We start from the raw sequence: 24689 nt of genomic DNA, 5'->3' as shown, positions 1-24689 counted from the left end.
ATGGTGCGGATGGCGTTTGCGGATGAGGCGTGGTGGCGGCCCGACCCGCTCGTTGCTGCCATGGGTCCGCTCTGATCGCCGTAATGGCCTGACACCCGCCGTCATGTCCCCGCCGCCACCGACGCTACGCACGAACGGGACGTGGCGGCTGCGTCACTCGGTGGTTGACGCCGTGGTGTCCCGTTGGCCGTTGGTGGCGTTCGCGAGGGGGACATGGCGGCGGGTTCGACTCGGTGATTGCCGCTGTGGTGTCCCGTCGGTGTGGATGGTGTTTGAGGGTGGGGCGTGGGGCGGCCCGACCCGCCGCAGTGTCCGCTGCGATCGCCGTAAGGGCCTGGCGGCGGCCGTTATGTCCCCGCCGCCACCGACGCTACGCACGAACGGGACGTGGTGGCGGCGTCTCTCGGTGGTTGCCGCCGTGGTGTCCCGTTGGCTGCTGGTGGTGCTCGCGAGGGGGACGTGGTGGCCGGAGACCCGCTCGATGCCGATTTGATCGCCCTGCGCCTAGCCGTATGGCCGACTATGCCCGGCGCGTTGTGTCGGATCAGCGTCCGAAGCCGGTTCCGGTGCGCGGCGCGATAAATATGTCGCGCCAGGGCTGCCCGGCCTGACACCATCGCGGCATGCCAGCAGCCATGACATCCGACCAGCTTGCCGCCCGCACCACCCGGGCGGTTGCCGCGGCGGTCGAGGCGGGCCGTGACCTCGGGCTGACGGTGACCGACCCGAAGGTGTTGCACGATGCGTTCTCCGTGGTCGTGCACCTCGCCCCGTCACCCGTGGTGGTCCGGGTGCCCACCGTCCTGCTCTCGCCCGACCTCGACCCGCAAACGACACGCCAGCGTTCGGAGCTCGAGGTGGTGGCGTGGCTGGCGGAGCAGGGCGTCCCGGTGATTCCGCCGAGCCCGCTCGTGCCGCGGGAACCCGTGCGGCGCAACGGTTTCTCGATGACGTTCTGGCAGTTCGTCGAGGTGGACGCGAGCGTCGAGCCCGACTACGCGCACAACTGCGGTCTGATCGCGGACCTGCACGCCGCGCTGCGCGCTTACCCGGGCGAGCTGCCGTTCCTGTCCTCGGCCGAACCGGCGGTGGTCACGGAGAGCCTGGCCGCCCTCGCGCAGAGTCCCGACCTCATCGATGCCGCGGATCTCGATCGTGCGCAGCGGGAATGGGAGATCCTGGAGCCCGTCATCCGGTCGCGTGCGGCGTTCGAGGCGGAGTTCCCCGGTATCGATCTCCAGCCGATCCACGGGGACGCTCCCGCGGTCAATGTCGTGCACACCCCGGGTGGACCGCTGTATGCCGACTTCGAGCTGACCACGCTCGGCCCGGTCGAATGGGATCTGGCGTTTCTGGGCCCCGAATGCGAGGCCGCGTACAACGCCGCGGCGGAGCGCCGAGGCCTGCGCCCACTGGACGAACGCCTGATGCGTTTCATCAACGCCGTAGGCATGGCCAGAACGCTGGCCTGTCTCGCGGTGGTGCCGCAGCTGCCCATACTCTCCGAGGCTTTGACACCGTCCATCGAGTACTGGCGGTCGATGCCGTTCGCAGGCGGACTGAACTAACTGAACGACCGCGGCTATAGGTTCTCGGGCCTGCGTCGGTCGGTGCGGCTCGAATCCCGTTCGCGGTAGCGCACGTTGGGCTGGGGGTGCGGCGGCGGCAGGTCGCCCCGGCGGCGCGGCGGATTGCCGCGCGGCGGTTCGTTGTCCGTGCGTGGTGGCGCCGCGGCGGGCCGGGCGCCGGTGCGCGGGGCGGGGCGCCCCTCGCGAGGCCGGGCAGGCGCGGCGACCCGCGGCGGTGCGTCGGCAACGGAGGGTGCGGGCCGGCGGGACGGCCGCGGGGCCTTCTCCTCGAGGTCGTGCTCGAGGTCGTCTGCTTCGTCCTTGGGGCGGCGGGTGCGGCGGCGGGCCGACTCGGCCAGGCCTGCGGCGCCGGTTCGGCCGGAGCGCGGGCGCTTGGTGGCGGTCCGGCCCCAGCTTTCGCCGCGCCGCGATTCCGCCGCGCGCTCGCCGGGCTCGCCACGGCGCTGCATCATGATGCGCGCCCCACCGATCAGCAGCACCAGGGCGGTGGCGAGGAACATGGTGGGGAACCGCTCCACCAGCGGGACCGCCAGCTTCAGCAGGATTTCGGTGATCGAACTCATCGCGACGCCGGTCAGCTGCTTGTAGGCGAGCGGGACGGCGATGAACAACAGCAACGGCGGCAGCACCATGGTGGTGAACAGGCCGCGATAGCGGACCGTCAGCACGGCTGCCAGACAACCGACGATGTACAGCGCGGCGAAGGTACCGGTCAGATCGGTACTGTCGCCGTTCGCATCGATCAAGAAACCCAGAAACGTGCAGGCAACCGCGATCAGGACCGCCGCACCCACCGGGAGACCCGGAACGGTCGGCAGTATCGAGCGTTGCGGCGCGGGCACCCGGGTTCGCACACGTTGGGAAGCAGCCACATTGTGAACACTAACCGGCGCCGCGCCGGAGGGCGTTATGGCACGGCGGTTACCCGGCTAATCAGCGGCGTCGGCGAAGCCCACCGCGCGTGGCCAGGAATCCACCCGCTGGATTGCCGGCACCTCCTCTTCCGCAATTTCCAGGTCGTGCAGTTTGCGTGCGGTGACCATGACCCGCGATTCCACCGATGCCACGGTGTAGTTGAAAGCGTCCACGGCCTTACCGAGTTGCGCGCCGAGCCGATCCAGATGGCGGCCGGTCATGCCGAGCCGGGCATACAACTCCTTGCCTAATTGCTGAACGGTTGCCATATCCCGGGACAGTGCTTCTTGCCGCCAGCTGAACGCGACCGTGCGCAGCAAGGCGATCAAAGTGGTCGGCGTCGCGAGGATCACGTTCCGGCCGAACGCGTACTCCAGCAAGCCGGAGTCGGTGGTCAGCGCGGCATCCAGGAACGGATCGCCGGGCACGAACAGCACGACGAACTCCGGTGCCGGATCGAATGCCGCCCAATACGCCTTGTCGGCCAGCTGGTCGATATGCCCGCGTAGGTGTTTCGCATGCCTGGTGAGATGCTCGGCCCGCATATCCGGATCGTCGACCGTGCTGGCGTCGAGATAGGCACTGAACGGGACCTTGGCGTCGACCACGATGTGCCTGCCGCCCGCCAGGTTCACCACCAGGTCGGGCCGTACGTTGCCGGTCCGGTCGCCCGCGCCGTTGCCGCGGGCCGCGCGCGTCACCTGGGTGTCGAAGTCGACGTGCCTGGTCATGCCGGCGAGTTCGACCACGCGCTCCAATTGGATCTCGCCCCATCGCCCGCGCACCTGCGGCGCCCGCAGCGCGGCGACCAGCTGGCTGGTCTGGCTGGTCAGTTGCAGCGAGGTGCGCTGCATGCCCGCCACCTGCTCGCGCAGACCCGAATACGCGTTGATCCGATGATGCTCGACCTGCTGGATGTGCTGGTTCAGCGCGCCGACCGCCTCGCGCAGCGGGTCGACCATGGCGCCGATCGCGTGCGAATGCCTGCGCGCCGCATCCTCGTTCGCCGCGGTGAGCGACTGCCGCAGCAGCCGCTCGTTGTCGGTGGCCGCGGCCAGTCTTGCCTCCGCCGCGGTGGCCCGATGCCCGGCGCGCGCGGCATGGCCGAGCCAGCCGAGTCCGACTCCAGCGGCGAATACCAGCATCAGTGCGACAAGCATCGGTGCGGTCATAACGCCGATAGTGCCGCACGCCACCGACAAGTACCGCCGGTTGGCAATTACCCAGCGCCGTGTCGGCAAACGAGGTGGTCAAGCCGTACATACGGCGCGCTCGGTCATGACGGGGCAATCGAATTCGTGACCTACCTCGCTTCGCGGCCGCTGGTCGTGGGTCGCCCGAGGCACGCCGCCGCAGGGAGCTGCACCGAAAACCTTGCTCGCGGTGGAACTCTGAGCGGGACAACCTCGCGGCACGAATCGGTGCCAGCAGGTGTGCGTGCGCCGCAGAACAGCCATCGAAGTGCCGGACGAATCACCGCTGACACGCCGGAGAAAAGGGCGGCAATCCGACACGGCGGCCACGGCAATTGAATTGTGTCGGTGCGGTGGCCTACGGTTTCGCGGATGCGGATGCTGCACACCTCGGACTGGCACATCGGGCGCACGTTCCACGGGGTCGATCTGCTTGCCGACCAGGCACGTTCACTGGCCACGATCGCGGAGCTGGTGGCCGAGGAGTCGGTCGAGGTGGTGGTGCTGCCCGGCGACGTGTACGACCGCTCCATCCCGAGTGCCGACGCGATCGCGGTGTGCAACCGCGGATTCGAGGCCATCCGTGCGGCGGGCGCCCGGATCGTCGCCACCTCGGGCAACCATGATTCGCCCGCGCGGCTCGGCGCGGGCGCGAGCTTCGCGGCGGCGGGCGGGCTGTATCTGCGCACCACGGTCGCCGATGCCGACCGCCCGGTACTGCTCGAGGACGAGCACGGTCCCGTGGCGTTCTACGGCATTCCGTACCTGGAGCCCGACATCACCCGTGCGGAACTCGATGTGCCGCAGGCGCGTTCGCACGCGGAGATCCTCGACGCCGCCATGCGCCGGATCCGTGCGGATATCGCGCAGCGGGACAGCACGCGCACGGTGGTGCTCGCCCACGCCTTCGTCGTCGGTGGCGAGGCGACCGGTTCGGAGCGCTCCATCTCGGTCGGCGGCGTGGAGACCGTGCCCATGTCCGCCTTCGACGGCATCGACTATGTCGCGCTCGGCCACCTGCATTCTCCGCAGACGCTGTCGGAGTCCGTGCGCTATTGCGGCTCCCCGCTGCCGTATTCGTTCGCGGAAAGCTCACATCGCAAGGCGGTGTGGATCGTCGAGCTCGACGCCGCCGGGTTGCACTCGGTCGAACGGCGCGACCTGCCCCTGGTCCGCGGCCTGAGCAAACTCACCGGAACGCTCGACGAGTTGCTCACCGATACGGACCACGCGGCGGCCGAGGAGCACTACGTCTCCGCGGTGCTCACCGACTCGACCCGCCCGGTCGACGCGATGCGCAAGCTGCGCGAACGCTTCCCGCACGCGGTACACGTCGAGTGGGTGCGCCCCGAAGGCAACCCGGAATTGCGCTACCGTGAGCGGGTGCACGGCCGCCGCGACACCGAAGTAGCGCAGAGCTTCCTCACCGACGTCCGCGGCGAGCCCAGCGCCGGCGAAATGGCCTGGCTGGAGCGGGCGCTCGCGGCCGCCGTGGCGGAACCCGATCGGGCGCTGACGGCCGCCGACTCGGCAGCGGAACTCTCGGCGTGAGGGCGCGGCTTGCCGCTCGCCCCGCGCTACCGAGCGGTCCGCGCACGGGTCGCCGCAGCACGACGGCCGACCGCGGTGGTGCCGCCGGATGAGGCTGCACCGGCTGGAGATGACCGCGTTCGGCCCGTTCGCCGAGACCACGGTCGTCGACTTCGACGCGCTCGGCGCCGACGGGCTCTTCCTGCTGCACGGACAGACCGGTGCGGGAAAGACCACCGTGCTCGACGCGATCGCCTTCGCGCTCTACGGCCGGGTCCCCGGTGCCCGCGGCGAGAGCAAACGCCTGCACTCCGACCATGCACCGGATCAGACACCGCCGCAGGTGATCCTGGAGGCCACCCTCGGCGGCCGGCGAGTACGCCTGACCCGTATCCCCGAGTTCGAACGCCCGAAGCTGCGCGGCACCGGCATGCGCACCGACCCTGCCAAAGCGACGCTGGCCTGGTTGGACGGGCGCGGCGAAAACCTTTCCCGGATACCGGATATCGGCGATGAGATCATCCGGCTGCTCGGCATGAGCGCCGACCAGTTCTTTCAGGTGGTGCTACTGCCGCAGGGTGATTTCGCGCGATTCCTGCGGGCGGACAACGAAGATCGCGAGAAGCTCCTCGAAAAGCTCTTCGACACCGAACGATTCGGCAGCGCCGAACAGTGGCTCGCGGATAAGCGCCGTGCCTCCGCCGCCGACCTGGATGCCCGCAAGCAAGGTATCGACCGGTTGATCGCACAGCTCGGCGTGGCGGGTGGCACGAGTGCGGCCGAGACGCTCGGCCCGCTGGAGGCGGTCGGCTGGTCGCAGGACCTGCTCGCCACGGCGCGCACCGACCTGACCACCGCGGCCGCGGCAGCCGAACGCTGCCAGCAGGAGTCGGCGCGGGTGCGGGGACTGGCCGAGGAGCAGCGCCGCCTGCACGAGCTCCGGCGCCGAATGTCCACCGCCCGTAAGCAACTCGACGACTACGCCGCTGCGGCGGATCAGCGCGCCGCCCTGCAAGCCGAACTCGAACTGGCCCGGCGTGCCGAGCCGGTCGCCGCGGCTATCGACGAGGCCCGCGACGCCGTCATGCTGATGCGCCGGCGGAAAGCTGAGGCACTCAGCGCCAGTAGGCAATTGGCCGCACGACTGCTCGAGCCCGGTGCCGCCGATCTGGGTGGCACGGAACTGGTCGAGTACACGAATGCCGACGGCGACGTCGCCGGGGCGCGCGAGCCGGCGGCGAGTGTGGACGGCGATCGGCCAGCCCGCGTGAAACACCATGGCGCCGGAACGGATCGGGTAGGGGAGGTAGAGTCTGCGATCGCCCACGGTCCGGCCGTCATCAGGGACGCCGCCGACATCGATGGCGCGATTCGCCGGTGGAGCGGGCAGATCGGCGCACTGGACGAAGTGCGTGCCGACGCGACGACGGCAAATCGGCTCACCAGGGAGCTGGCGGGGCTGCGTGACGAAGACGCGGCTCTCAACACCCAGGTGACCAAACTGACCAGGCTTCGTGAGCAGCTCCCCAGCTCCCTCGCCACCCTCGAGGCGCGCCTGCGCGAGGCAACCACCGCGGCCGCCACGCTGCCCACCCTGACCGCCGAATGTGAGCGTCTCCAGACGGCCGCCGCCGCTGCGGTGGAACTCGCTTCTCGCCGAACAAGTCTGGACCACGCACGGGTCGAGTTCGAGTCGGCCCGGGCCGCACACAACGACGCCAAAGAGCGCGTCCTCGACTTGCGCGAACGCAGGCTGGCAGGCATGGCCGCCGAATTGGCGGCCGGGCTGACCGACGGCCTGCCCTGCACGGTGTGTGGTTCCGCCGATCACCCCGCGCCCGCTCGCCCTACTGCGGGCGCCGTCGCCAAGGAGGCCGAGGAGGCCGCGGTCGCGGCCGAACGTGCCGCCGAGGACGCCCGGGACCGAGTATTCGCCCGGATCACCGCCCTGGAGCGGGAGACCGAGGCGCTCACTGCCCGTGGCGGCGACGTCGACCGCGTGGAACTCGCTGCCGCTCTGCGCGCGGCCACCGACCGCTACGAGGACACCGCCGAGCTGGCTGCCCTCGCCGACGGCCTGACCGCGGAACTCGCCCGCCTGCGCACCGACGAATCCCGCCTGCACGACGAACTCCGCGAATCCGATTCGCGCCGCAGCACCGTCGCCGCGAATGTCGTCACCGTGACAACCCGTCTCACCGAACTCAACGACCGCCTCCGCGCCGCCGCGGGCGCGGACGAAACCATCGACCGCCGCTACGCCCGCCTCACCGCCCTCGTCGCCGACGCCACCACCCTGCGTGACGCACGCGCCGACGCCGCCGCAGCCTGCGAGCAGGTCGCCGTAATCGCCGACCGCGTCGAAAACCTAGCCCGTGCAGCCGGTTTCGTACCCGAGCAAGAGATTGCGGCCAAGCCAAGCGCTGCTGGGGCCGGAGTTGCCGGGACCGACGCCGCAGCCGCTGCAGGGGGCGGTGTTGCTAGGGCCGGCGCTGCTGGAGCCAACGGTGCTGGGTCTGGCGTTGCTGGGGACGGTGCGGTAGCCGCCGACGCTGCTGGGGGCGGTGTTGGTGGGGCCGACGGCGCCGGGGACAACATAGCCGGGGCGGTAACCGCAGACGCTGCTGCTGCCGACGTCGCAGACGCGAGCGTTGCCGCCGCCCGCGACGGTGCACGGAGTGCCCACGTTGCGCGAGGTGAATCGTTCACCGCACCACGAGACGAGGTAGCGCGACTTACCGCGTACGCGCGAGTGGTCAACGCGGCCAGCCGGACTCCGCAACGGCAGTCCGGCATCGAAGCGGAACTGACCGCTGCCGACCGGGCCCGCGCGCACGCGGAAGCCGTTCTCGCGGAACCGGAAATCCGAGCGGCCGCATCAATCGAACCCGGCGACCTGACCGAGCTCGAAGCCGCCGTCGCCGCCGCGCAGGCCCAGTTGAACGCCGCCGTCGCCGGGCACGCCGAGGCGAGCAGGCGGGTCGCCCTGCTCGAAGATCTCGGCGGCCAGCTGTGGGCGGCGGTGGACCGGATCGCGCCGCTACAGCGCACACACGACGAGCTGGCCGGACTCGCTGAAGTGGTGGCCGGTCGCGGCGAGAACAGTCGCCGGATGTCGCTGCGCTCTTACGTTCTCGCCGCCCGACTCGAAGAAGTGGCGCAGGCCGGTTCGCTGCGCCTGCGCCGAATGTCCGGTGGCCGTTACGAATTCGTGCACACCGACAAGGCGGGCCCGCGCGGCCGCCGCGGCGGTCTCGGCCTGGACATCCGGGACGACTACACCGGCGCCATCCGCCCCGCCAAAACCCTCTCCGGCGGCGAAACCTTCATGGCGTCACTGTCTTTGGCGCTCGGCCTGGCCGACACCGTCGCCGCCGAATCCGGCGGCCTGGTGCTGGACACCCTCTTCATCGACGAGGGTTTCGGCGGACTCGACGCCGACACCCTGGACGCGGTGATGGGCGTGCTCGACGAACTCCGCGCGGGCGGCCGCGTGGTCGGTGTGGTCAGCCACGTCGACGAGATGCGCCAGCGCATCCCCAGCCGCCTGCACGTGCGCCGCGGCCGCAATGGTTCCCGGCTCGAGGCAACCGTCGCCTGACCGCGCTCTCGAAAGCGCGCCTCACGTGGTGGCGAACAGCGCAGACTCCGACTCACCCTCGTGATCGAGCAGCCAGCGCTTGATCGGCAGTCCCCACCGGAAACCGCCGAGCGCACCACCGATGCGGAAGATGCGGTGGCACGGGATGAACAGGGCGGCCGCGTTGCGCGCGCAGGCGTTGGCCGCGGCGCGGGTGGCGTCGGGGCGACCGGAGATGGCGGCGTATTCGGTGTAGGTGATGGGTGCGCCTGCGGGGACCTTGCGCAGGACTTCCCAAGCGTGCAGCAGGAATTCGCCGGAGTGCTGGCGGACCGGGACGCTGTCGATCGCGGTGAGATCGCCCGCGTGATAATCGGTGATGATTCGGGTGAGCTCGCCGAGCGCGTCGCGTCGGCGCAGTTCAGCCGGGCGCAAAGTCGGATGGATGAGGCTGCGCAGGTTCTCCGCGTCGGCGGTCCACCCGGAGGCCAGCACGATACCGTCGGTGTCGACGAGGGCGGTGAACGGTCCGATGGGCGTGTCCGTGGTCGCGAAATCCGCAGTGCTGGTACCGATGTGGCGCGGGGTGGAGCGAACAACGGTGGGGGCGTTCATGCTTCGGCACTCGCTTTCGAGGAGGTGGACTTGGCGGCCTTGGATCGGTCGGCGCGATCGGTCAGCGCCGCCTTCCACAGGTGCATGGAGAGGATAGGACCGCCACGGCGCCCAGCGCGCGGTGTCGGTGAGGTCGATGCCGAGCACCGCGGCACCCTGGCGGACCACCAGGTCGGTGTTCAGCAGTACATCCGGGTCGGCGAGCAGGCGCATGGTCACGTAGTCGGCGGTCCACGGTCCCACCCCGTCCAGCGCGAGCAGGTCGCGGCGTAGATCGGCGGAGGTACGCCCCTGATGCAACGCCAGGTCGCCACTGGCCAGCGCCTCGGCGGCCCCGATGATCGAGCGGATGCGCCGGGTGGGCCCGGTGAGTACCTCGGCGCCGCGCTCCGCGATCACCGCAGGCGTGGGGAACAGCAGCGGTATCGAGCCTTCGACCCGCTCGCCGAGCGCTTCGACCAGCCGTGCTGTGTGCGTGGCCGCCGCCGACACCGAGATCTGCTGCCCGATCATGGTGCGCAGCAACAGTTCCGGCCCGTCGAGGCAGCCCGGTACCCGGATGCCGGGGGAGAAGACCGGCCGCCGCACCTCGACCGATTCGAGCGCGGTCTCGGCGTCCGGTGGTGAGCCCGCGCCCGCGTCCGGCAACCGAGTGGTGTCCGGGTCGGCCAGTTCCGGCGCCGAAACCCGCTGTCCCGGAGCGACACCCAGCGCCTCGTCGATGCCGATCGGATCAGCGTCGAGGTCGAGCAGGTGCCGCAGCCGGGCGACCGTCGGTGCCAGGTCGCGCATGTCGTGCAGGGCCAGCTCGGCCCGCACGTGGTCGCGCTGGAAGCTGAGCCGTGTGGTCGCATGGCCGTGCGGAGTGCGCAGGTTCCGGGTGTAGACGCGGTTCTCCCACAGCTCCATGCCCGGTGCCACATGCGACGAGAGAAACCACTCCAGCCAGGCTTTATCCAGTGGCTCGCGGTAGGGCAGCCGAAGGCTGAGCGTCCCGTTGACGGCGGGCACGGGGCGCCCGTTGGAGCCCGACTTCACCCGGTGCGCCTCGGCCCGCATCGTGGTCGGGCTGACCGCGAACACCTCGCGCACCGTGTCGTTGAACTGGCGGATACTGGCGAATCCGGCCGCGAACGCGATGTCCGACATGGGCATTGCCGTCGTCTGGATCAGCAGCCGCGCGGTGTGCGCCCGGTGCGCGCGGGCCAGCGCCAGCGGGCCCGCACCGAGTTCGGTGGTCAAGACCCTGGTCAGCTGCCGTTGCGAATAGCCGAGCGTGGCGGCCAGCGCGGGTACGCCGCCGCGTTCGATCACGCCGTCGCCGATCAAGCGCATGGCGCGCGCGGCGAGGTCGGCGCGGGTGTTCCAGAGCGGGGAACCGGGGGCAGCGTCCGGCAGGCAACGGCGGCAGGCCCGGTAGCCTGCCTGCTGTGCGGCCGCCGCGGTCGGTAAGAACGAGACGTTTGCCCGTTTCGGCGTAATCGCCGGACAGGAAGGGCGGCAATAGATTCCAGTAGTCCGCACCGCGGTGAAGAACTGTCCGTCGAAGCGGGAGTCCCTGGTCGATACCGCGCGATAGCACAGGTCGAAATCAAATGCCGTGATCGTCACGCCAACCACAATGTCAGCTGAGCACAACCTCCGCTAGCGGGAATCTGCCATCACCCCTCCGACGGACACCCGAACGCGGACGGGCCGAGCCGCGCGTACGCGGCTCGGCCCGTCGGTCGGCGGGGCAGAGCGGCACCCTCATCGCACCGCCCTGCCGTGCCTCAACAGCAGCGGTTCGTCGGATTGTTGTCCGCGTCCGCGTGCCGTGTCCGCCAGTACTCGCGTTCCGTCGGCACCTCGCAACCGGGATGGTTGCGGGCCAGATGGTCCACATACCGCCGGTAGTCTTGGCCGCCGAGAATCGAGTCGAAATACCAGACAACCTTGCGAAGCGCTGTCACGCAAGCGTTTCCAGCATCGCGCAGGCGCCGCGGCACGGCCGATCGAGTCGACCGGCCGTCCCGCGTGGCGTCCTGCACGGTCAATGCGTCGCCTTCGTGTGCGCGGCGCCGGGTGCACGGACCTGTCCTGATTCGATCAGGGCGTCCCATTCCCGTTGCACCTCCTTCTCGGCCGAGGTCGCGAAGAAGGCCTTCGGCGCGAAGATCTTCGACGGTTCGTCCTCGGACTCGCTGCTCGGCCCGCCGCCCGCGCGCCAGGCCCGCACGCAGACCAGCACGCCGACGATCGCCACGACCAGCACCAGCACCGCGAAGATGATCGACAGGGTGCCCTGGATGAAGGTGTTGCGCACCACCTTCTCCATGTCTTCGACCGTCTTGGCGGGCGCCAAGATCTTCCCGGCGTCCAGCGCGTTGCTGTAGTTGCTGTGCTGCTTCCAGTATCCGATCTTCGGGTCGGCGGAGAAGATCTTCTGCCAGGACGCCGTCATCGTCACCGTCAGATCCCAGAATAGTGGCACCGCGGGAATCCAGGCCCACTTGATCAGGCCCTTCTTGATCACGATGGTGAGCACCACGGTCAGCGCGATCGCGGCGAGCAGCTGGTTGGAGATGCCGAACAGCGGATACAGCGTGTAGATGCCGCCGAGCGGATCGGTGACACCCATCAGCAATACCGAACCCCACGCGGCGACCACGATCGCCGAGCAGAGCCACGCACCCGGCCGCCAGGACGGATCCTTGAACTTGCGGGCAGGCCCACCGAAGTTGCCGAGCGAGTCCGACAGCATGAAGCGCGCGACCCGGGTGCCCGCGTCGATCGTGGTGAGGATGAACAGCGCCTCGAACATGATCGCGAAGTGGTACCAGAACGCCTTGAGCCCGGTGCCGCCGAGGAATCGGTGCAGCACCTCGGACATGCCGACGGCGAGCGTGGGCGCGCCACCGGTGCGCGAGACGATGCTGGTCTCGCCGACGTCGGAGGCCGCCTTGTTCAAATCGGCCGCGGTGATCGGATCTCCGGCCAGCCCAAGGCTATTGGTGTAGGCCGCCGCCTTCTCCGCGGTGCCACCGGTGAGGCCTGCGCTCGCGTTCATCGCGAAGTACAGGTGCTGGTCGATGATGCTCGCGGTGATGATCGCCATCACCGCGACGAACGATTCCATCAGCATGCCGCCATAGCCGATCATCCTGGCGTGCGACTGCTTCTCCAGCAGCTTGGGCGTGGTGCCGGAGGAGACCAGCGAGTGGAATCCGGAGAGCGCGCCGCAGGCGATGGTGATGAACAGGAATGGGAACAGGCTGCCCGCGAAGGACGGGCCGTTACCGGAGAACGCGAACTCCGAGACGGCGGGCGCCTTCAGCACGGGCATGGTGACCAGGACGCCGACCGCCAGCAGGACGATGGTGCCGATCTTCATGAAGGTCGACAGGTAGTCGCGCGGGGCGAGCAGCAGCCAGACCGGCAGCACCGAGGCGATGAAACCGTAGATGATCAGGCCCCACGCGATGGTGGTACCCGACAGCGTGAACCAGTCCTGGCCCCACCCGGATCCGGCGACCCAGTTGCCGGAGATGATGGCCAGCATCAGCAGCGCGAAACCGATGAGGGAGACCTCGCCGACCGCGCCGGGGCGCAGGAAGCGCAGGTACACGCCCATGAACAGGGCGATCGGGATGGTCATCGCGATGGAGAACACGCCCCACGGGCTGCCGCCGTGCAGCACCCCGTCCGGGCCCGGTGTCGCGGCCAGCGCGTTCACCACGACGATGCCGAGCACCGCGAGCAGGATCATCATGATCACCAGCACCGCGATGATCGCGGCCACGCCGCCGATCGCGCCGAGCTCGTCGCGGGCCATTTGCCCGAGACTGCGGCCCCGGCGGCGGGTCGACGCCCACAGCACCAGGTAGTCCTGCACCGCGCCGGCGAATACGACGCCGATCACGATCCAGATCGTGCCGGGCAGGTAGCCCATCTGGGCGGCGAGGACGGGGCCGACGAGCGGGCCGGCGCCCGCGATGGCGGCGAAGTGGTGCCCGAACAGCACCCGCCGGTCCATCGGCATGTAGTCCTTGCCGTTTTCCAGGATCTCGGCCGGTGTGGCCTGGTCGTCGCGTGGTTTGACGATCTTGTATTCGATGAGCCTGGAATAGAACTGGTAGGCGAGCACGTAGGTGCTCACCGCCGCGACCACGATCCAGACCGCGTTGACGGACTCGCCGCGGGCGATGGCGATGATGGCCCAGGCGATCGCGCCGATTATCGCGATTCCGGCGAAGATTCCCTTTTTAACAGGCGTGATAGGCGAACGGTCCACGACACCCACGGGAGGTAGGTCGGGATCTGTCCGGAGGTATTCGATGGTCGCCATGCGAACTACTCTCCCGTGATATCGAGCTGGACTTGCTGAAACGTTCACAACGTAGCTGAACTGAAGCGGCTATGAGCCGGACTTAGTGAAGTCTGAACATTGCGACGCGGATCGTGCAGTCTCGACGACTCGTTCTGTGGGTTTCTCCGAGCGGGCTCGATCCGGGTACGCGGCGGGTACGGGTGGCCCGCGGGGGCGTCAGCTGCCCGTCGGCCGATGTTCACGATCTCCGGGTGTTCGCGCGTGCGCGTGGGCGTGTTCCCTCGCACGGCGATGTTGCCATCCGTATGCTGCCATGCTGGCTCCGGCATTCGCCGATCGGTCCGTTCCTTGCCGAGGTTCACGTATCCACCGCCGTGGAGGAGCAACGTGTCACCGGTTCGTCGTCGCACCCTGCTCGGCTCGGCGCTGGCCGCACCGCTGCTGACCGCGACCGGGTGCGGGTCCGCCGACGACGCGCTGACCTTCTTCTTCCAAGCCAGGCCGGAGGAGGCGCGGGTGCGGCTGGCGATCATCCAGGAATTCCAGAAGCGGCACCCGGACATCAGGATTCGCACCATCATGTCCGGGCCGGACCCGCAGCAGCAGCTGCTCACCTACTGTGCGGGCGGCAAATGCCCCGACGTCGTGATGGCGTGGGAACTGCTCTACGCCGGGCTCGCCGAGCGTGGTGTGCTGCTCGATCTGCGCACACTGCTGGCCGAGGAACCCGAGTATGCGGAAAGGTTGCGCGCGGACAGTTATCCGGCGCTGTACGACACGTTCACCTATGCCGGTGGGCAGTACGCCTTACCCGAGCAGTGGTCCGGGGTGTTCCTCTATTACAACCGGGAGCTGTTCGACGCGGCCGGGCTGACGCCGCCCACTCGCTGGCGCGGCGCGTGGTCGTTCGACGAATTCCTGGACGCCGCGCGCACACTCACGCGGGACCGGCAGTGGGGTTTCGCGGATGCCTGGGTGCCGTACTACTCGGCGGCCTGCTTCGGCATGAACAACGGCGCGGAGTGGTTCACGCCGTCGGTGGCGCCGACCAGGGCCAACCTCGGGGATCCCCGGTTCGCCGCGGGCTTCCAGTTCTACGCCGACCTCGCGGTGCGGCATCGGGTGGCGCCGAAAGTGGCTGATCAGCTGTCGGTTTCGGCACCGGATCTGTTCCGCGCCGGGCGGGCGTCGATGGTGCTCGGCGGGCATTGGTTGTATTCCGAATTCGCAGGGCAGGAGGGGCTTTCGATCGATGTGACCGTGTTGCCGGTCGGGCCGCAGGGCGGGCCAGGTGCGATCACCGATGTCGGTAGTACCGGGTTGGCCATCGCGGCGGGCAGTCCGCGCATCGAACAGGCTTGGGAGTTCGTCAAATTCGCGACCGGGCCGGTGGGGCAGGCCATCATCGCTGCCTCCGGACTGTTCGTGCCGGTGTTGAAATCGGCGATGAACTCGCCGGGTTTCGCCGCCGCGCATCGTGAGATCCGCAACCTTGCGGTCTTCACCGAGGGGCCGGACAACTCCCGCCCGTTGCCGGTGACGCCCGCCTGGGGCAAGGTCTCCGCGCTGCTGGAACGTGGTAGCAATCGCGTCTTGCGCGGTGCCGCCACCGCCGACTCTCTCGACGGCGAGTTCACCGCCGACCTCGACGCGCTGCTGGACGCTCCGTGAGTGGCACATGGCTGCGGCGCATCGCGAGAAGGGGTCACCATGGTGTGCCACTCACCGCGCGCGGGACGCTGGCACGCAAGCGCGAGCGGGCGGGGTGGGCTTTCGTGGCGCCGAATGTGGGTGCGGTGGTGGTGTTTCTGCTGTTTCCGCTGGGGTTTTCGCTGTATTTGAGTTTTCATTCGTGGGACTTGTTTCGGCCGATGCGGTTCGTGGGGGTGGCGAACTATCAGCGGTTGTTCGGGGCGGATCCGTTGTTCTTGATCGCCTTGCGCAACAGTGCGGTGTTCACCGTGCTGACGCTGGTGCCGACGGTGCTGTTCGGGTTGGCGATCGCGGCGGCGTTGAACCGGAAGTTGGCGGGTATCGGGGTCTTTCGGACGGTGGCGTTTCTGCCGCTGGTCGCGTCGACGGTGGCGATGGCGGTGGTGTGGCGGTTCATCTTCACCGAGGACGGGGTGCTGAATATCGGACTCGGGGTGTCTCTTATAAACATCTCCGAGGCCCCCAGAACGGACTAGATCTCGTTTGCACCCGTCTTCATTTCATTCAGCTNAGCGTGGTCACCGTGTGGAAGGGGGTGCCGTTCGCGACGGTCATTCTGCTGGCCGCGCTGCAAGGGGTGCCGGAGCCGCTGTACGAGGCGGCGAAGATCGATGGAGCCGGTGCGCTGCGGCGGTTTTCGGCGATCACGCTGCCGTTGATTCGTGGGCCGTTGTCGTTCGTCTTCGTGATCACCGTGATCAACTCGGTGCAGGCGTTCGATCAGGTGTACGCGCTCACCGGTAGTAATGGTGGGCCGGAAACGGGGACGTATCTGCTGGGGATCATGTTGTTCCAGAACGCCTTCGGGTTCTATGAGGTGGGGTACGCGTCGGCGTTGGCGTGGGTGATCTTTGCCATCCTGCTGGTACTTACCCTGGTGCAGTTGCGGTTTGCGCGGCGGGGCGCGGTGGATCTGTGAGGACCGGCACGCGGCAGGCGGTCATGCGGCGGATGGTTCGTGGTGCGGGTATCTACGCGGTGCTGATCGGCATCGCTTGGTGCGCGTTGGCGCCGGTGCTGTGGGCGTTGTCCGGGTCGTTGAAGCGGGACGGCGAGATCGTCGAGCCGACGCTGCTGCCTGCGGACCCGCAGTGGTCCAACTACGGGACGGTGTTCGAGTTGCTGCCGCTCGGGCGGATGCTGGTCAATACCGCGGTGTATGCGGTGTGTGTCACCGCGGGCCAGGTGTTCTTCTGCTCGCTGGCCGGTTACGCATTCGCGCGCTTGCGGTTTCGCGGCCGTGAGGTGTTGTTCATTGCCTACCTCGGCACGCTCATGGTGCCGTTGACCGTCACCGTGATCCCGCAATTTCTGGTGATGCGTGCGTTCGGCTGGGTGGATACGCCGTGGGCGATGATCGTGCCTGGGCTGTTCGGCAGTGCGTTCGGTACCTATCTGATGCGGCAGTTCTTCGCCACGCTGCCAATGGAATTGGAGGAGGCTGCGATCCTCGATGGCTGCTCCACCTGGCAGGTCTACTGGCGAGTGCTGTTGCCGCACACCCGTCCTGCCCTGATGGTGCTCGGCGTGCTCACCTGGATCACCGTCTGGAACGATTTCCTGTGGCCGCTGGTCATGATTCAGCGCAATGAGATCGCCACCGCCACACTGGGATTGGTGCGTCTGCAGGGGCAGTATCACACGCAGTGGCCGATCCTCATGGCTGCTTCGATGGTCATTCTGTTGCCGCTGCTGGTGGTGTACGGGATCGGCCAGCGCGCGTTCATCCGCGGCATGGCCATGTCCGGACTCGGTGGTCGGTGAAAATCACTACGGCCCAACGGTATTGAACGCCGCTGGGCCATAGGCCCCAGGTGAACTTACGCTGTGCTCCCGACTGTTCGCCGTAGTGTTCCGGGCTATTCGCCCCAGTAGGTGCCGAAGCTCCAGAGGTTGCCCTCGGGGTCGCGGACCGTGAAGCCGCGCGAACCATAGTCTTCGTCGCGCAGGCCGCGCAGTACCTCGGCCCCGGCGGCGGTGGCGCGCTCGAACAGCGCGTCCGGGTCCTCGCAGACGACGTAGGTCGAGTCGTTGCCCGGCACGCGCTTACCGAACTCGCTCTCGTCCTTGCACGCCGAGCCGAACATCACGCCACCGCCGAGCGGCCAGCGCAGTTCGGCGTGTTCGACGATCGACGGGTCGTCGTCCCGGGTGTACATCGCGGTCTGCACGAAGCCGAAGGCTTCGACGAGGAAGGCGGACATGGCCCGGGCGTCGCGGAAGGTCAAGGTGGGCCACACGGCGGTGCGGGTGGCGGTTTCGATAGATGCTGGATTTGTCATGCGTTCAGCGTCGTCCGGCGGACCGGTCGCTGTCTTGGACGGATGGAATCTCCTCGCTCAACCAGTTCGTCGGGCTGGTGCCGGCCAACTCGGCGAAGTCGCGATTCAGGTGGGCCTGGTCGTAATAACCGCAGCTGGCCGCCACCTGCGCGATGGTGATGTAGGACGGGGTGCGCTCGAGCATCCGCCGCGCCCGTTCGAAGCGGGTGATGCGGGCCGCGAGTTTCGGGCTCAAGCCGAACTCGTCGTTGAATCGGCGCGCGAGATGCTGTCTGCTCCAACCGATCTCCTCGGCCAGCGTGCCGACGGTCAGTACCCCGCCGGACCCGACGACCAACCGCCACGCCCACGCCAGCTCGGGCGCGACCATACGATCGGGGTAGGCGAGGCGGGTCAGGATCCGGTCGACGGTGGCGAAACGCTCCGGCCAGCCGAGCGGTTCCTGTAACCGTTCCCACAGCTCGCGGCCTACCGGACCGACCACATCGGCGCATTCCACCGAGGTATCCCAGAGTGCGGCGGCGGGCATACCGAACAGCGCGCGGCTACCGAGCGGGGTCAGCGCGATCGAGACACCCTCCTGGTAGCCGTCGTGCGCGATGAGCGCCGAGCTGGCCTGCAACCCGCTCACCGAACAGCGGTAGTCCTGCGGTGACTGGCTCGGATCCGTCTGCGCGACCACATCAATGGACGCGCCGATGCTGACGATGAACGTCATGTGCGCCGACGGCAGACCGCGGTGCAGCCCCGCCGCGTACCCCACCATGCGGTAGCCCATGTAGTGATCGATGAACGGCGCGAGCATGGGCGCCGGCCGCGCCGTCACCATCTCGGTGCTCGGCTCCATGCAGGTCACGGTACGCCGCGCGAGGGTTATCGCAAGCGGGTCAGTTGGCGACGTTGACGTGCTTGCGGATCGTGTGCGGGTCGGCCGCGAAGTCGAGCATGGCGGTGGCCAGATCTTCGCGGGTGATGCGGAAGCCGAAGGTCACGTTGCGGTCGATCGCGCTGCGATAGGCGTTCTTGGCCTTGTTGTCGGTCAGCTGCGGGGCGCGGACGATCGTCCAGTCGAGGGAGCTGTCCCGGACCGCTTGCTCGGCTGCCGCCATATCCGCCAGGCTGTGCCGCAGCAGCGGGCGCAGGATCAGGGGTTTGACTACGAAGCGGGTGCTCCAATCATCGCCCGGTCCGGCGATTCCGGCGCTGTTGCTGGTGATGATCAGGCGTTGGACGCCGACGGATTCCATTGCCTTGCTTATCGATAGCGCGGCGTCGGTGCAGACCGAGGTCGGTCCGCGGTCTCGTGCTCCGATGGTGTCGAACACGGCGTCGGCGTCCTGGATCGCGGCCGTGATGGCGGCGGGGTTCAGCACGTCGGCGACGACGAGGCGCAGTTGCGGATGGTCGAGCAGGCTGTGTTCGCCGCGGACCACGGCGGTGACCTGGTGCCCTGCGGTGAGTGCCTGCCGAACCAGGCGACTGCCCGTATTGCCGCTTGCTCCGAAGATAGTGAGTCGCATGTCCAGTCCTTCAGGTTGGTGAGTACTTACTAACTTAGGATGGTGAGTGCTTACTAACTTGTCAAGAGGAGGGCTCGTGGGAACTCGCGATCAGATCTTGGACGCGGCGGCGACGATCATGCGTACCCGCGGCGTGGTCCATGCCACGACCAAGGAAATCGCCAAGGCCGCAGGGTATTCCGAGGCCGCCCTCTACAAACACTTCAGCGACAAAGAGGACCTCATTCTCAATGTCCTCCGGCATCGGATGCCCGATCCGGTCGGTGCCCGGCCCGAGCCCGGAACCGCCACGGTGCCGGCCAATCTCGCGGCAATCGCTCGTGCGGCGTTGCGCTTCTATCAGCAGTCGCTGCCGCTGCTCGGCGGGTTGCTCGCGCAGCCGCAACGCATGGCCGTGCACCGCGATGCCATGCGCAGGCATGGGGCCGGGCCCGGTCACGCCATCGCCGGCATCGCCGAATACCTCGGGGCGGAGCGAGAACTCGGTCGGATCGATGCCGATGCCGAGGTGGACACTGTTGCCGCGTTGCTCGACGGTGCCTGTTTTCATCAGGCGTTTCTGCGGTTCTACGAGTCGGGGCCGGATGCGACTCCTGCTCCGGATCGGCTCGCCGAGAGTCTGGCGCGGACTCTGACGCGCGCACTGGGAACTGGCGAAGCTTCGGATTGATTCGCGTCGCCGCACTGCCGCACTGCCGCACTGCCGCACTGCCGTGCCGCCGTGCCGCTGTGCCGCCGTGCCGCCGTGCCGGCTCGTTGCGACACCGCCGCACCGGCTCGTCGGCGGTCCGGATCGGCGACCGGGACGTGGCGGAGTCGCTACCCGCGGGTGGGTCGGTTGGCGAAGGTGGCCGGGATCAGCTGGAGCCGAAACCCGGCTGTTGCGGCGTAGGAGCCCTTGTGCCGAGTCCGTGAGATGGAGCACTCGGGGCCGAAATCGAGTAGGAGCGCACAGCGGGGGCTGGTTACCGTTGCGTCTTCTCACGAGCTTGGAGGTGTACATGCGGCGGGTCCAGTACGAGCACAGCGGTGGTCCTGAGGTGCTCGAGGTCGTGTCGGCCGAGGTGCCGACGCCGGGGCCCGGCGAACTGCTGGTCCGGGTCGAGGCGATCGGGGTGACCCTGCCGGTGGTGCGGAAGGTGCGCGAACAGCGCGAGCCGATCGCGCTGGGTGGCGAGGTTGCGGGTGAGGTGGTGGCCGTCGGCGAAGGCGTCACCGGATATGCGCCGGGGTATCGGGTGACCGGGCTGGTGTTCGGGCACGGGTACGCCGATTACGCGCTGCTCGCGGTGGCGATGGCGACACCGATTCCCGACGGGGCGTCCGCCGTCGACGCGGTTGCGCTGGTGCGTAGTGGTTTGGTCGCGCTCGGGGCGCTCGAAGCGGCGAGCCCGAAGGAAGGGGAGTCGGCGCTCGTCACGGCGGCGGCCAGTGGCGTGGGGCATCTTGCGGTGCAGCTCGCGCGGGTACGCGGTGCGGCTCGGGTGGTCGGTGCGGTCTCGGATCGGGCCAAGGCGGAGTTCGTGCTCGGGCTCGGCGCGGACGAGGTGGTCGAGTACGGGCAGGAGTCGTGGGGCGAGCCGGTCGACTACGCGCTGGATGCGGTCGGTGGCGAGCTGCTCGGGCCTGCCGTCGCGGCGGTCGCACCCGGCGGGCGTCTGGTCGCCTACAGCTCCGGCGGCGGCACGATCGAGGCTTACGACCTGCTGGTCGGTGCGAAGTCGGTGATCGGGTTCCAGATCTCTCGCATCGCGAAGGGGCAGCCGGATCTGTACGACCACTGGCGGCAGGAGCTGTGGCAGTACGTCGCGTCGGGGCAGCTTCGGCCCGCGGTGCACGCGGAGTTCGCGCTCGACGAGGCGGCTGAGGCGCACCGGGTGATCGAGGAGCGCGTCAACCTCGGCAAGGTTGTCCTCATCCCCTGACACCTTGACCCCGCTCGCCGGCCGCGCTGAGTTGATCTCACAGGGCGGCCACACGGTTCGCAACGGATGTCGGCCTTGTGAACGGTGTGGACGGCCTGTGAGACTCGTCGAGCGCTGCGGGGACGCGCGGGGCAAGCGATCGGGGCTGCGGCGTAGACTCTCGTCCTCGTGAGTCTCACTCTTGGAATCGTCGGTCTGCCCAACGTCGGAAAGTCGACGCTTTTCAATGCGCTGACCAAGAACGACGTGCTGGCCGCGAACTATCCGTTCGCGACCATCGAGCCGAACGTCGGCGTGGTCCCGCTGCCCGACCCGCGGCTGAACACGCTGGCCGAGATCTTCGGTTCCGAGAAGATCGTGCCCGCCGTCGTATCGTTCGTCGACATCGCGGGCATCGTGAAGGGCGCCTCCGAGGGCGCCGGTCTCGGCAACAAGTTCCTCGCCAACATCCGCGAGGCCGACGCCATCTGCCAGGTGGTGCGTGTATTCGCCGACGACGACGTGGTGCACGTGGACGGCCGGGTCGATCCCGCCGCCGACATCGAGGTGATCGAGACCGAGCTCATCCTCGCCGACCTGCAGACCCTGGAGAAGGCGGTCGTGCGGTTGGAGAAGGAAGCCAAGATCAAGAAGGACCGCAAGCCGGTCGCCGAGGCCGCCAAAGCCGCGCAGGAACTCCTGAACAACGGCACCACCCTGTTCGCCGCGGGCAACAAGGTGGATAGCGAACTGCTCAAAGAACTTTCGCTGCTCACCACCAAGCCCTTCCTCTACGTCTTCAACGCCGACGAGTCCGTGCTCACCGACGAGGCGAAGGTCGCCGAGCTCAAAGCCTCTGTCGCACCGGCCGATGCGGTCTTCCTCGACGCCAAGGTCGAGGCCGAACTGCTCGAACTCGACGACGAATCCGCCCTCGAACTCCTCGAATCCATCGGCCAGACCGAACCCGGTCTGCACGCCCTCGCCCGGGCCGGCTTCCACACCCTCGGCCTGCAGACCTACCTCACCGCAGGCCCGAAAGAGTCCCGCGCCTGGACAATCCACCAGGGCGACACCGCCCCCAAAGCCGCAGGCGTCATCCACACCGACTTCGAACGCGGTTTCATCAAAGCCGAAGTAGTGGCCTTCACCGATCTCGTCGAAGCAGGATCCATGGCCGCCGCCAAGTCGGCGGGCAAGGTTCGGATGGAAGGCAAGGACTACGTCATGCACGACGGCGACGTAGTCGAATTCCGTTTCAACGTCTAGCTTTTCGCGACAGCCGGAGAATAAGTACCGATTAGGTGATCTTCGCAGCTCACGCGGGGTAGCTGCGGGCCGTGCATGGGTGCCGGTCCGCCGCCCTGTCAGCAGACCGGGACTCGAATGTTTGCGGAGGCGGCATGAGCAACCAGGCGAGGGCTGCTGTGGTAGCCGCGTTGATCGAGCTTGCGCGTAGCGCTGATGTTCGCGACCGGGCCGATGCTGGTTATGGTCTGGCCGCATTTGCTGAAATGCCTGATGCGCGAGCGGTTTTGGCTTCGCTTGTACTGGATGCCGAGGACACGTTCGTAACCCTTGTCACGGCGGAGGCGTTGCTGCGCCGGAAAGATGTGTGGGGCTTGAGGTAGTTGCCGCCTCGTTCGCCGGCGCGGATGGCACTCAGTCCGAGTGGATCGGGTCGGCGTTGAACGATGTGTACGGCGTGTTTGCCGACGAACGAGACGCTGCGGTGCGGATCTGCTCGACGTTGACCCGCGACCCGGACGCCCAAATCCGTCGGGGGGCAAGCGATCTGGTCAGCATGCTGAACCGGATCGATCCTATTCTTCGTCCCATGTAACGGTGATCGCTGAGGCAAAGCATGACCGGCGAGAGTAAGGCGAGATCACCATTCGCGTTCTTCGGATACGCCGATGATGTAGCCGTCGGGATCTTGGAAGTAGAACAGTTTCATGCCGTGTTCGGTGTGTTCTTTGATGACGTTGACGAGGGGGCGGATTTTGGTGGTGTACGCCTCGTGGTCTTTGACGGAGAGGTAGAACATGCCGAAGGCTCCGGTGGGGAAGTTTGCGAGTTGGGGGAGCCATTGGCGCAGGTTGTCTGCGTTGTAGACCATGCAGGCGAAGTTGCCTTGCCAGGTGAGCATGCGGATGTCGTCTTCGGGGTTGTCGCTGCCGGGGACGGCTTCGAAGCCGAGGCTTTCGTAGAAGGCGACGGACGCGGTGGTGTCTGCGACGCCTAAGCAGGGGGCTATGCCGGTGGCTTTCATGGGGAACTCCTTCTGTTAGTTGGGATTTCGGGTGACGTCAGGCGCCGGTCCATGGCTGGCTGAGGCAGAACGGTTGACCGGAGGGGTCGAGTAGGACGGTCCAGTTTTCGCCGCCGGGCTGGTGGTCGGGTTTGGTTGCGCCGAGGGCGAGGAGTCGTTGCTCGGCTGCTGCGACGTCGGGGAAGGCGAGGTCGAGGTGGAAGGGCAGTTCGTCGGCGGGCCAGTTCGGGGCGGTGAACTTTGCGGCGGTGTAGAAGACGTAGGTGGTGGTGCCGTCGGTGATCATGAAGGCGGTGGGGACACCGTTCTCGTCGGGGAATTCTTGGGTGAGTTGCCAGCCCAGTGCCGCTGCGTAGAACTCGGCGAGGGCGCGGCCGTCGTCGGCCCAAAACGCGTACGAGGAGACCGTGCCGGTGGGTGGGGCGGTGTTCGTCATGGTTGTTGACCATCGCTTTCCGTGCGTCGCTGAGTTGTGCGGAAGGGCTGGTTGCGAAAGGCGGCATCATCAGGGTGCTCGTACCGCTGGGCGAATGTCGAGCAAATCGCACTGAGTACATTTGTACCTTAAGACGCGGCGGTGCGACAGTGGGTTGTGACGCGTCTCGCATTAGGTACATATGTACCCTGGAGGGCATCTACCCGCGGAAACAGCTCTGATGGAGGCGCAGTGGCCGACGAACCAGCCGTCCAGGCCAAACCTGTCCGGCGACGGCGGTTCGATCCGAACCGCCGCCGGCGCATTGCGGAAGCCGCGATCCAGGTCATCGGCGAACGCGGTGTGGAGGGGCTCACGCACCGGGCCGTCGCCGAGGCGGCGGATGTTCCGATCGCGGGCACCACGTACCACTACAAGGACAAGGAAGACCTGCTCCAAGCGGCGCTGGAAATCTGCGTGGCCGACTATGCCGCGATCATGGCGGCCATCCCGGCGAGCCATCCCGACCTGACGATCGCCGATGTCATCGACCAGACGGCGGACGCGCTCATCGGATGCTTCACCACCGAACGCACCATTACGACTGTTCAGCTCGAGCTATACGTCGCGGCTATTCGACGCCCCACGCTGCGGCCGATCGCCGACCGCTTCATCGGAGCGACTCGAACGATGTATGCCCATTACACCGATCAGCTCACCGCCACCCTGCTTGCCGATACGGCGCAGGGAATTACGTTGCGCGGCATGGCAACTACGGAGCCCCCGACCCGCGACCAGATCCGTGATCTGCTCCTTCGCTGCCTGCCCCGGTAGCCGGCTGAACCCGGTGTG

19 protein-coding genes and 3 pseudogenes are annotated in these 24689 nt (G+C 67.7%); 11 read left to right on the top strand and 11 right to left on the bottom strand.

Translation table 11 applies throughout. From position 1 onward, the window contains the following. Positions 1 to 623: 623 nt before the first annotated feature. A complete protein-coding gene (locus tag DBO33_RS36930; protein WP_107659167.1) occupies positions 624 to 1568 on the top strand; it encodes an aminoglycoside phosphotransferase family protein in 945 nt (314 codons plus the stop codon). 14 nt (positions 1569 to 1582) lie between these two features. On the opposite strand, the gene DBO33_RS36925 is transcribed toward DBO33_RS36930, so the two are convergent. Together DBO33_RS36925 and DBO33_RS36920 are read right to left on the bottom strand one after the other, a co-directional pair. Then, entirely contained in the window at positions 1583 to 2461 is an 879-nt protein-coding gene (locus tag DBO33_RS36925; RefSeq protein WP_199856868.1) for a DUF6542 domain-containing protein, read from the bottom strand. Between the two features lie 57 nt (positions 2462 to 2518). Further along, positions 2519 to 3676, bottom strand: coding sequence for a DNA recombination protein RmuC (locus DBO33_RS36920; protein ID WP_107659166.1), 1158 nt, complete (start codon positions 3674 to 3676; stop codon positions 2519 to 2521). 393 nt (positions 3677 to 4069) lie between these two features. Between DBO33_RS36920 and DBO33_RS36915 the strand changes: the two genes are divergently transcribed. Beyond that, complete coding sequence (locus tag DBO33_RS36915; protein WP_107659165.1) at positions 4070 to 5248, top strand: exonuclease SbcCD subunit D; 1179 nt, start codon at positions 4070 to 4072, stop codon at positions 5246 to 5248. 88 nt (positions 5249 to 5336) lie between these two features. Continuing rightward, a complete protein-coding gene (locus DBO33_RS36910; RefSeq protein ID WP_107659164.1) occupies positions 5337 to 8828 on the top strand; it encodes an AAA family ATPase in 3492 nt (1163 codons plus the stop codon). A 21-nt stretch (positions 8829 to 8849) separates the two neighbouring features. On the opposite strand, the pseudogene DBO33_RS44845 reads toward DBO33_RS36910, so the two are convergent. The 4 genes and pseudogenes from DBO33_RS44845 to DBO33_RS36890 all read right to left on the bottom strand — a co-directional run. Then, positions 8850 to 9107, bottom strand: a pseudogene (locus DBO33_RS44845) (methylated-DNA--[protein]-cysteine S-methyltransferase); the annotation flags it as partial. Positions 9108 to 9418: 311 nt separating this feature from the next. Further along, positions 9419 to 11033: pseudogene (locus DBO33_RS36900) on the bottom strand (DNA-3-methyladenine glycosylase 2 family protein). Between the two features lie 161 nt (positions 11034 to 11194). Beyond that, the gene (locus tag DBO33_RS43705) at positions 11195 to 11374 is read right to left on the bottom strand and encodes a YbdD/YjiX family protein (protein WP_107660914.1); all 180 of its coding nucleotides are present in this window, start codon (positions 11372 to 11374) and stop codon (positions 11195 to 11197) included. 80 nt (positions 11375 to 11454) lie between these two features. Further along, positions 11455 to 13749 (bottom strand): carbon starvation CstA family protein, encoded by a 2295-nt coding sequence (locus tag DBO33_RS36890; RefSeq protein WP_107659162.1) that lies wholly within the window; start codon positions 13747 to 13749, stop codon positions 11455 to 11457. 369 nt (positions 13750 to 14118) lie between these two features. Here DBO33_RS36890 and DBO33_RS36885 point away from each other — a divergent pair, with 369 nt between their 5' ends. The 3 genes and pseudogenes from DBO33_RS36885 to DBO33_RS36875 all read left to right on the top strand — a co-directional run bounded on the left by DBO33_RS36885 (position 14119) and on the right by DBO33_RS36875 (position 17208). Continuing rightward, a complete protein-coding gene (locus DBO33_RS36885) occupies positions 14119 to 15402 on the top strand; it encodes an ABC transporter substrate-binding protein (protein WP_234391247.1) in 1284 nt (427 codons plus the stop codon). 68 nt (positions 15403 to 15470) lie between these two features. Continuing rightward, a pseudogene (locus tag DBO33_RS36880) lies at positions 15471 to 16363 on the top strand (carbohydrate ABC transporter permease). Positions 16364 to 16386: 23 nt separating this feature from the next. Then, a complete protein-coding gene (locus DBO33_RS36875; protein WP_107660912.1) occupies positions 16387 to 17208 on the top strand; it encodes a carbohydrate ABC transporter permease in 822 nt (273 codons plus the stop codon). A gap of 95 nt (positions 17209 to 17303) precedes the next feature. Here the strand turns inward: DBO33_RS36875 and DBO33_RS36870 are convergent, their stop codons facing one another. The 3 genes from DBO33_RS36870 to DBO33_RS36860 are packed head-to-tail and all read right to left on the bottom strand — an operon-like array spanning position 17304 to position 19246. Continuing rightward, a complete protein-coding gene (locus DBO33_RS36870; RefSeq protein WP_107659161.1) occupies positions 17304 to 17726 on the bottom strand; it encodes a VOC family protein in 423 nt (140 codons plus the stop codon). Positions 17727 to 17730: 4 nt separating this feature from the next. Then, positions 17731 to 18573, bottom strand: coding sequence for a helix-turn-helix domain-containing protein (locus DBO33_RS36865; RefSeq protein ID WP_107659160.1), 843 nt, complete (start codon positions 18571 to 18573; stop codon positions 17731 to 17733). Positions 18574 to 18613: 40 nt separating this feature from the next. Continuing rightward, positions 18614 to 19246 carry an NAD(P)-dependent oxidoreductase gene (locus DBO33_RS36860; protein ID WP_107659159.1) on the bottom strand — a complete coding sequence of 211 codons (633 nt, stop codon included), beginning with the start codon at positions 19244 to 19246 and terminating at the stop codon, positions 18614 to 18616. Between the two features lie 76 nt (positions 19247 to 19322). Between DBO33_RS36860 and DBO33_RS36855 the strand changes: the two genes are divergently transcribed. From DBO33_RS36855 to DBO33_RS43700, 4 genes are all read left to right on the top strand, one after another. Continuing rightward, positions 19323 to 19916: a TetR/AcrR family transcriptional regulator gene (locus tag DBO33_RS36855; RefSeq protein WP_107659158.1), complete on the top strand. Its 594-nt coding sequence runs from the start codon at positions 19323 to 19325 to the stop codon at positions 19914 to 19916. Positions 19917 to 20247: 331 nt separating this feature from the next. Beyond that, positions 20248 to 21171 (top strand): quinone oxidoreductase family protein, encoded by a 924-nt coding sequence (locus DBO33_RS36850; RefSeq protein ID WP_107660911.1) that lies wholly within the window; start codon positions 20248 to 20250, stop codon positions 21169 to 21171. Between the two features lie 168 nt (positions 21172 to 21339). Beyond that, positions 21340 to 22419, top strand: coding sequence for a redox-regulated ATPase YchF (gene ychF / locus DBO33_RS36845; protein WP_107659157.1), 1080 nt, complete (start codon positions 21340 to 21342; stop codon positions 22417 to 22419). 134 nt (positions 22420 to 22553) lie between these two features. Beyond that, on the top strand, positions 22554 to 22781 hold the full coding sequence (locus DBO33_RS43700) for a hypothetical protein (RefSeq protein ID WP_199856867.1): 228 nt from the start codon (positions 22554 to 22556) through the stop codon (positions 22779 to 22781). A 257-nt stretch (positions 22782 to 23038) separates the two neighbouring features. On the opposite strand, the gene DBO33_RS36835 is transcribed toward DBO33_RS43700, so the two are convergent. Further along, the gene (locus tag DBO33_RS36835; protein WP_107659156.1) at positions 23039 to 23422 is read right to left on the bottom strand and encodes a VOC family protein; all 384 of its coding nucleotides are present in this window, start codon (positions 23420 to 23422) and stop codon (positions 23039 to 23041) included. A gap of 37 nt (positions 23423 to 23459) precedes the next feature. Beyond that, positions 23460 to 23858, bottom strand: coding sequence for a VOC family protein (locus DBO33_RS36830; protein WP_107659155.1), 399 nt, complete (start codon positions 23856 to 23858; stop codon positions 23460 to 23462). Between the two features lie 231 nt (positions 23859 to 24089). Between DBO33_RS36830 and DBO33_RS36825 the strand changes: the two genes are divergently transcribed. Continuing rightward, positions 24090 to 24671, top strand: a complete 582-nt coding sequence (locus tag DBO33_RS36825; protein WP_107659154.1) for a TetR/AcrR family transcriptional regulator — start codon at positions 24090 to 24092, stop codon at positions 24669 to 24671. Positions 24672 to 24689: the final 18 nt, after the last annotated feature.

Origin of the sequence: Nocardia suismassiliense, from assembly GCF_900269665.1 — a bacterium.
GTDB classification, from domain to species: Bacteria; Actinomycetota; Actinomycetes; order Mycobacteriales; family Mycobacteriaceae; genus Nocardia; species Nocardia suismassiliense.
Note: the sequence above shows the minus strand (reverse complement) of the source record. Positions and strands in the feature narration are given on the sequence as shown.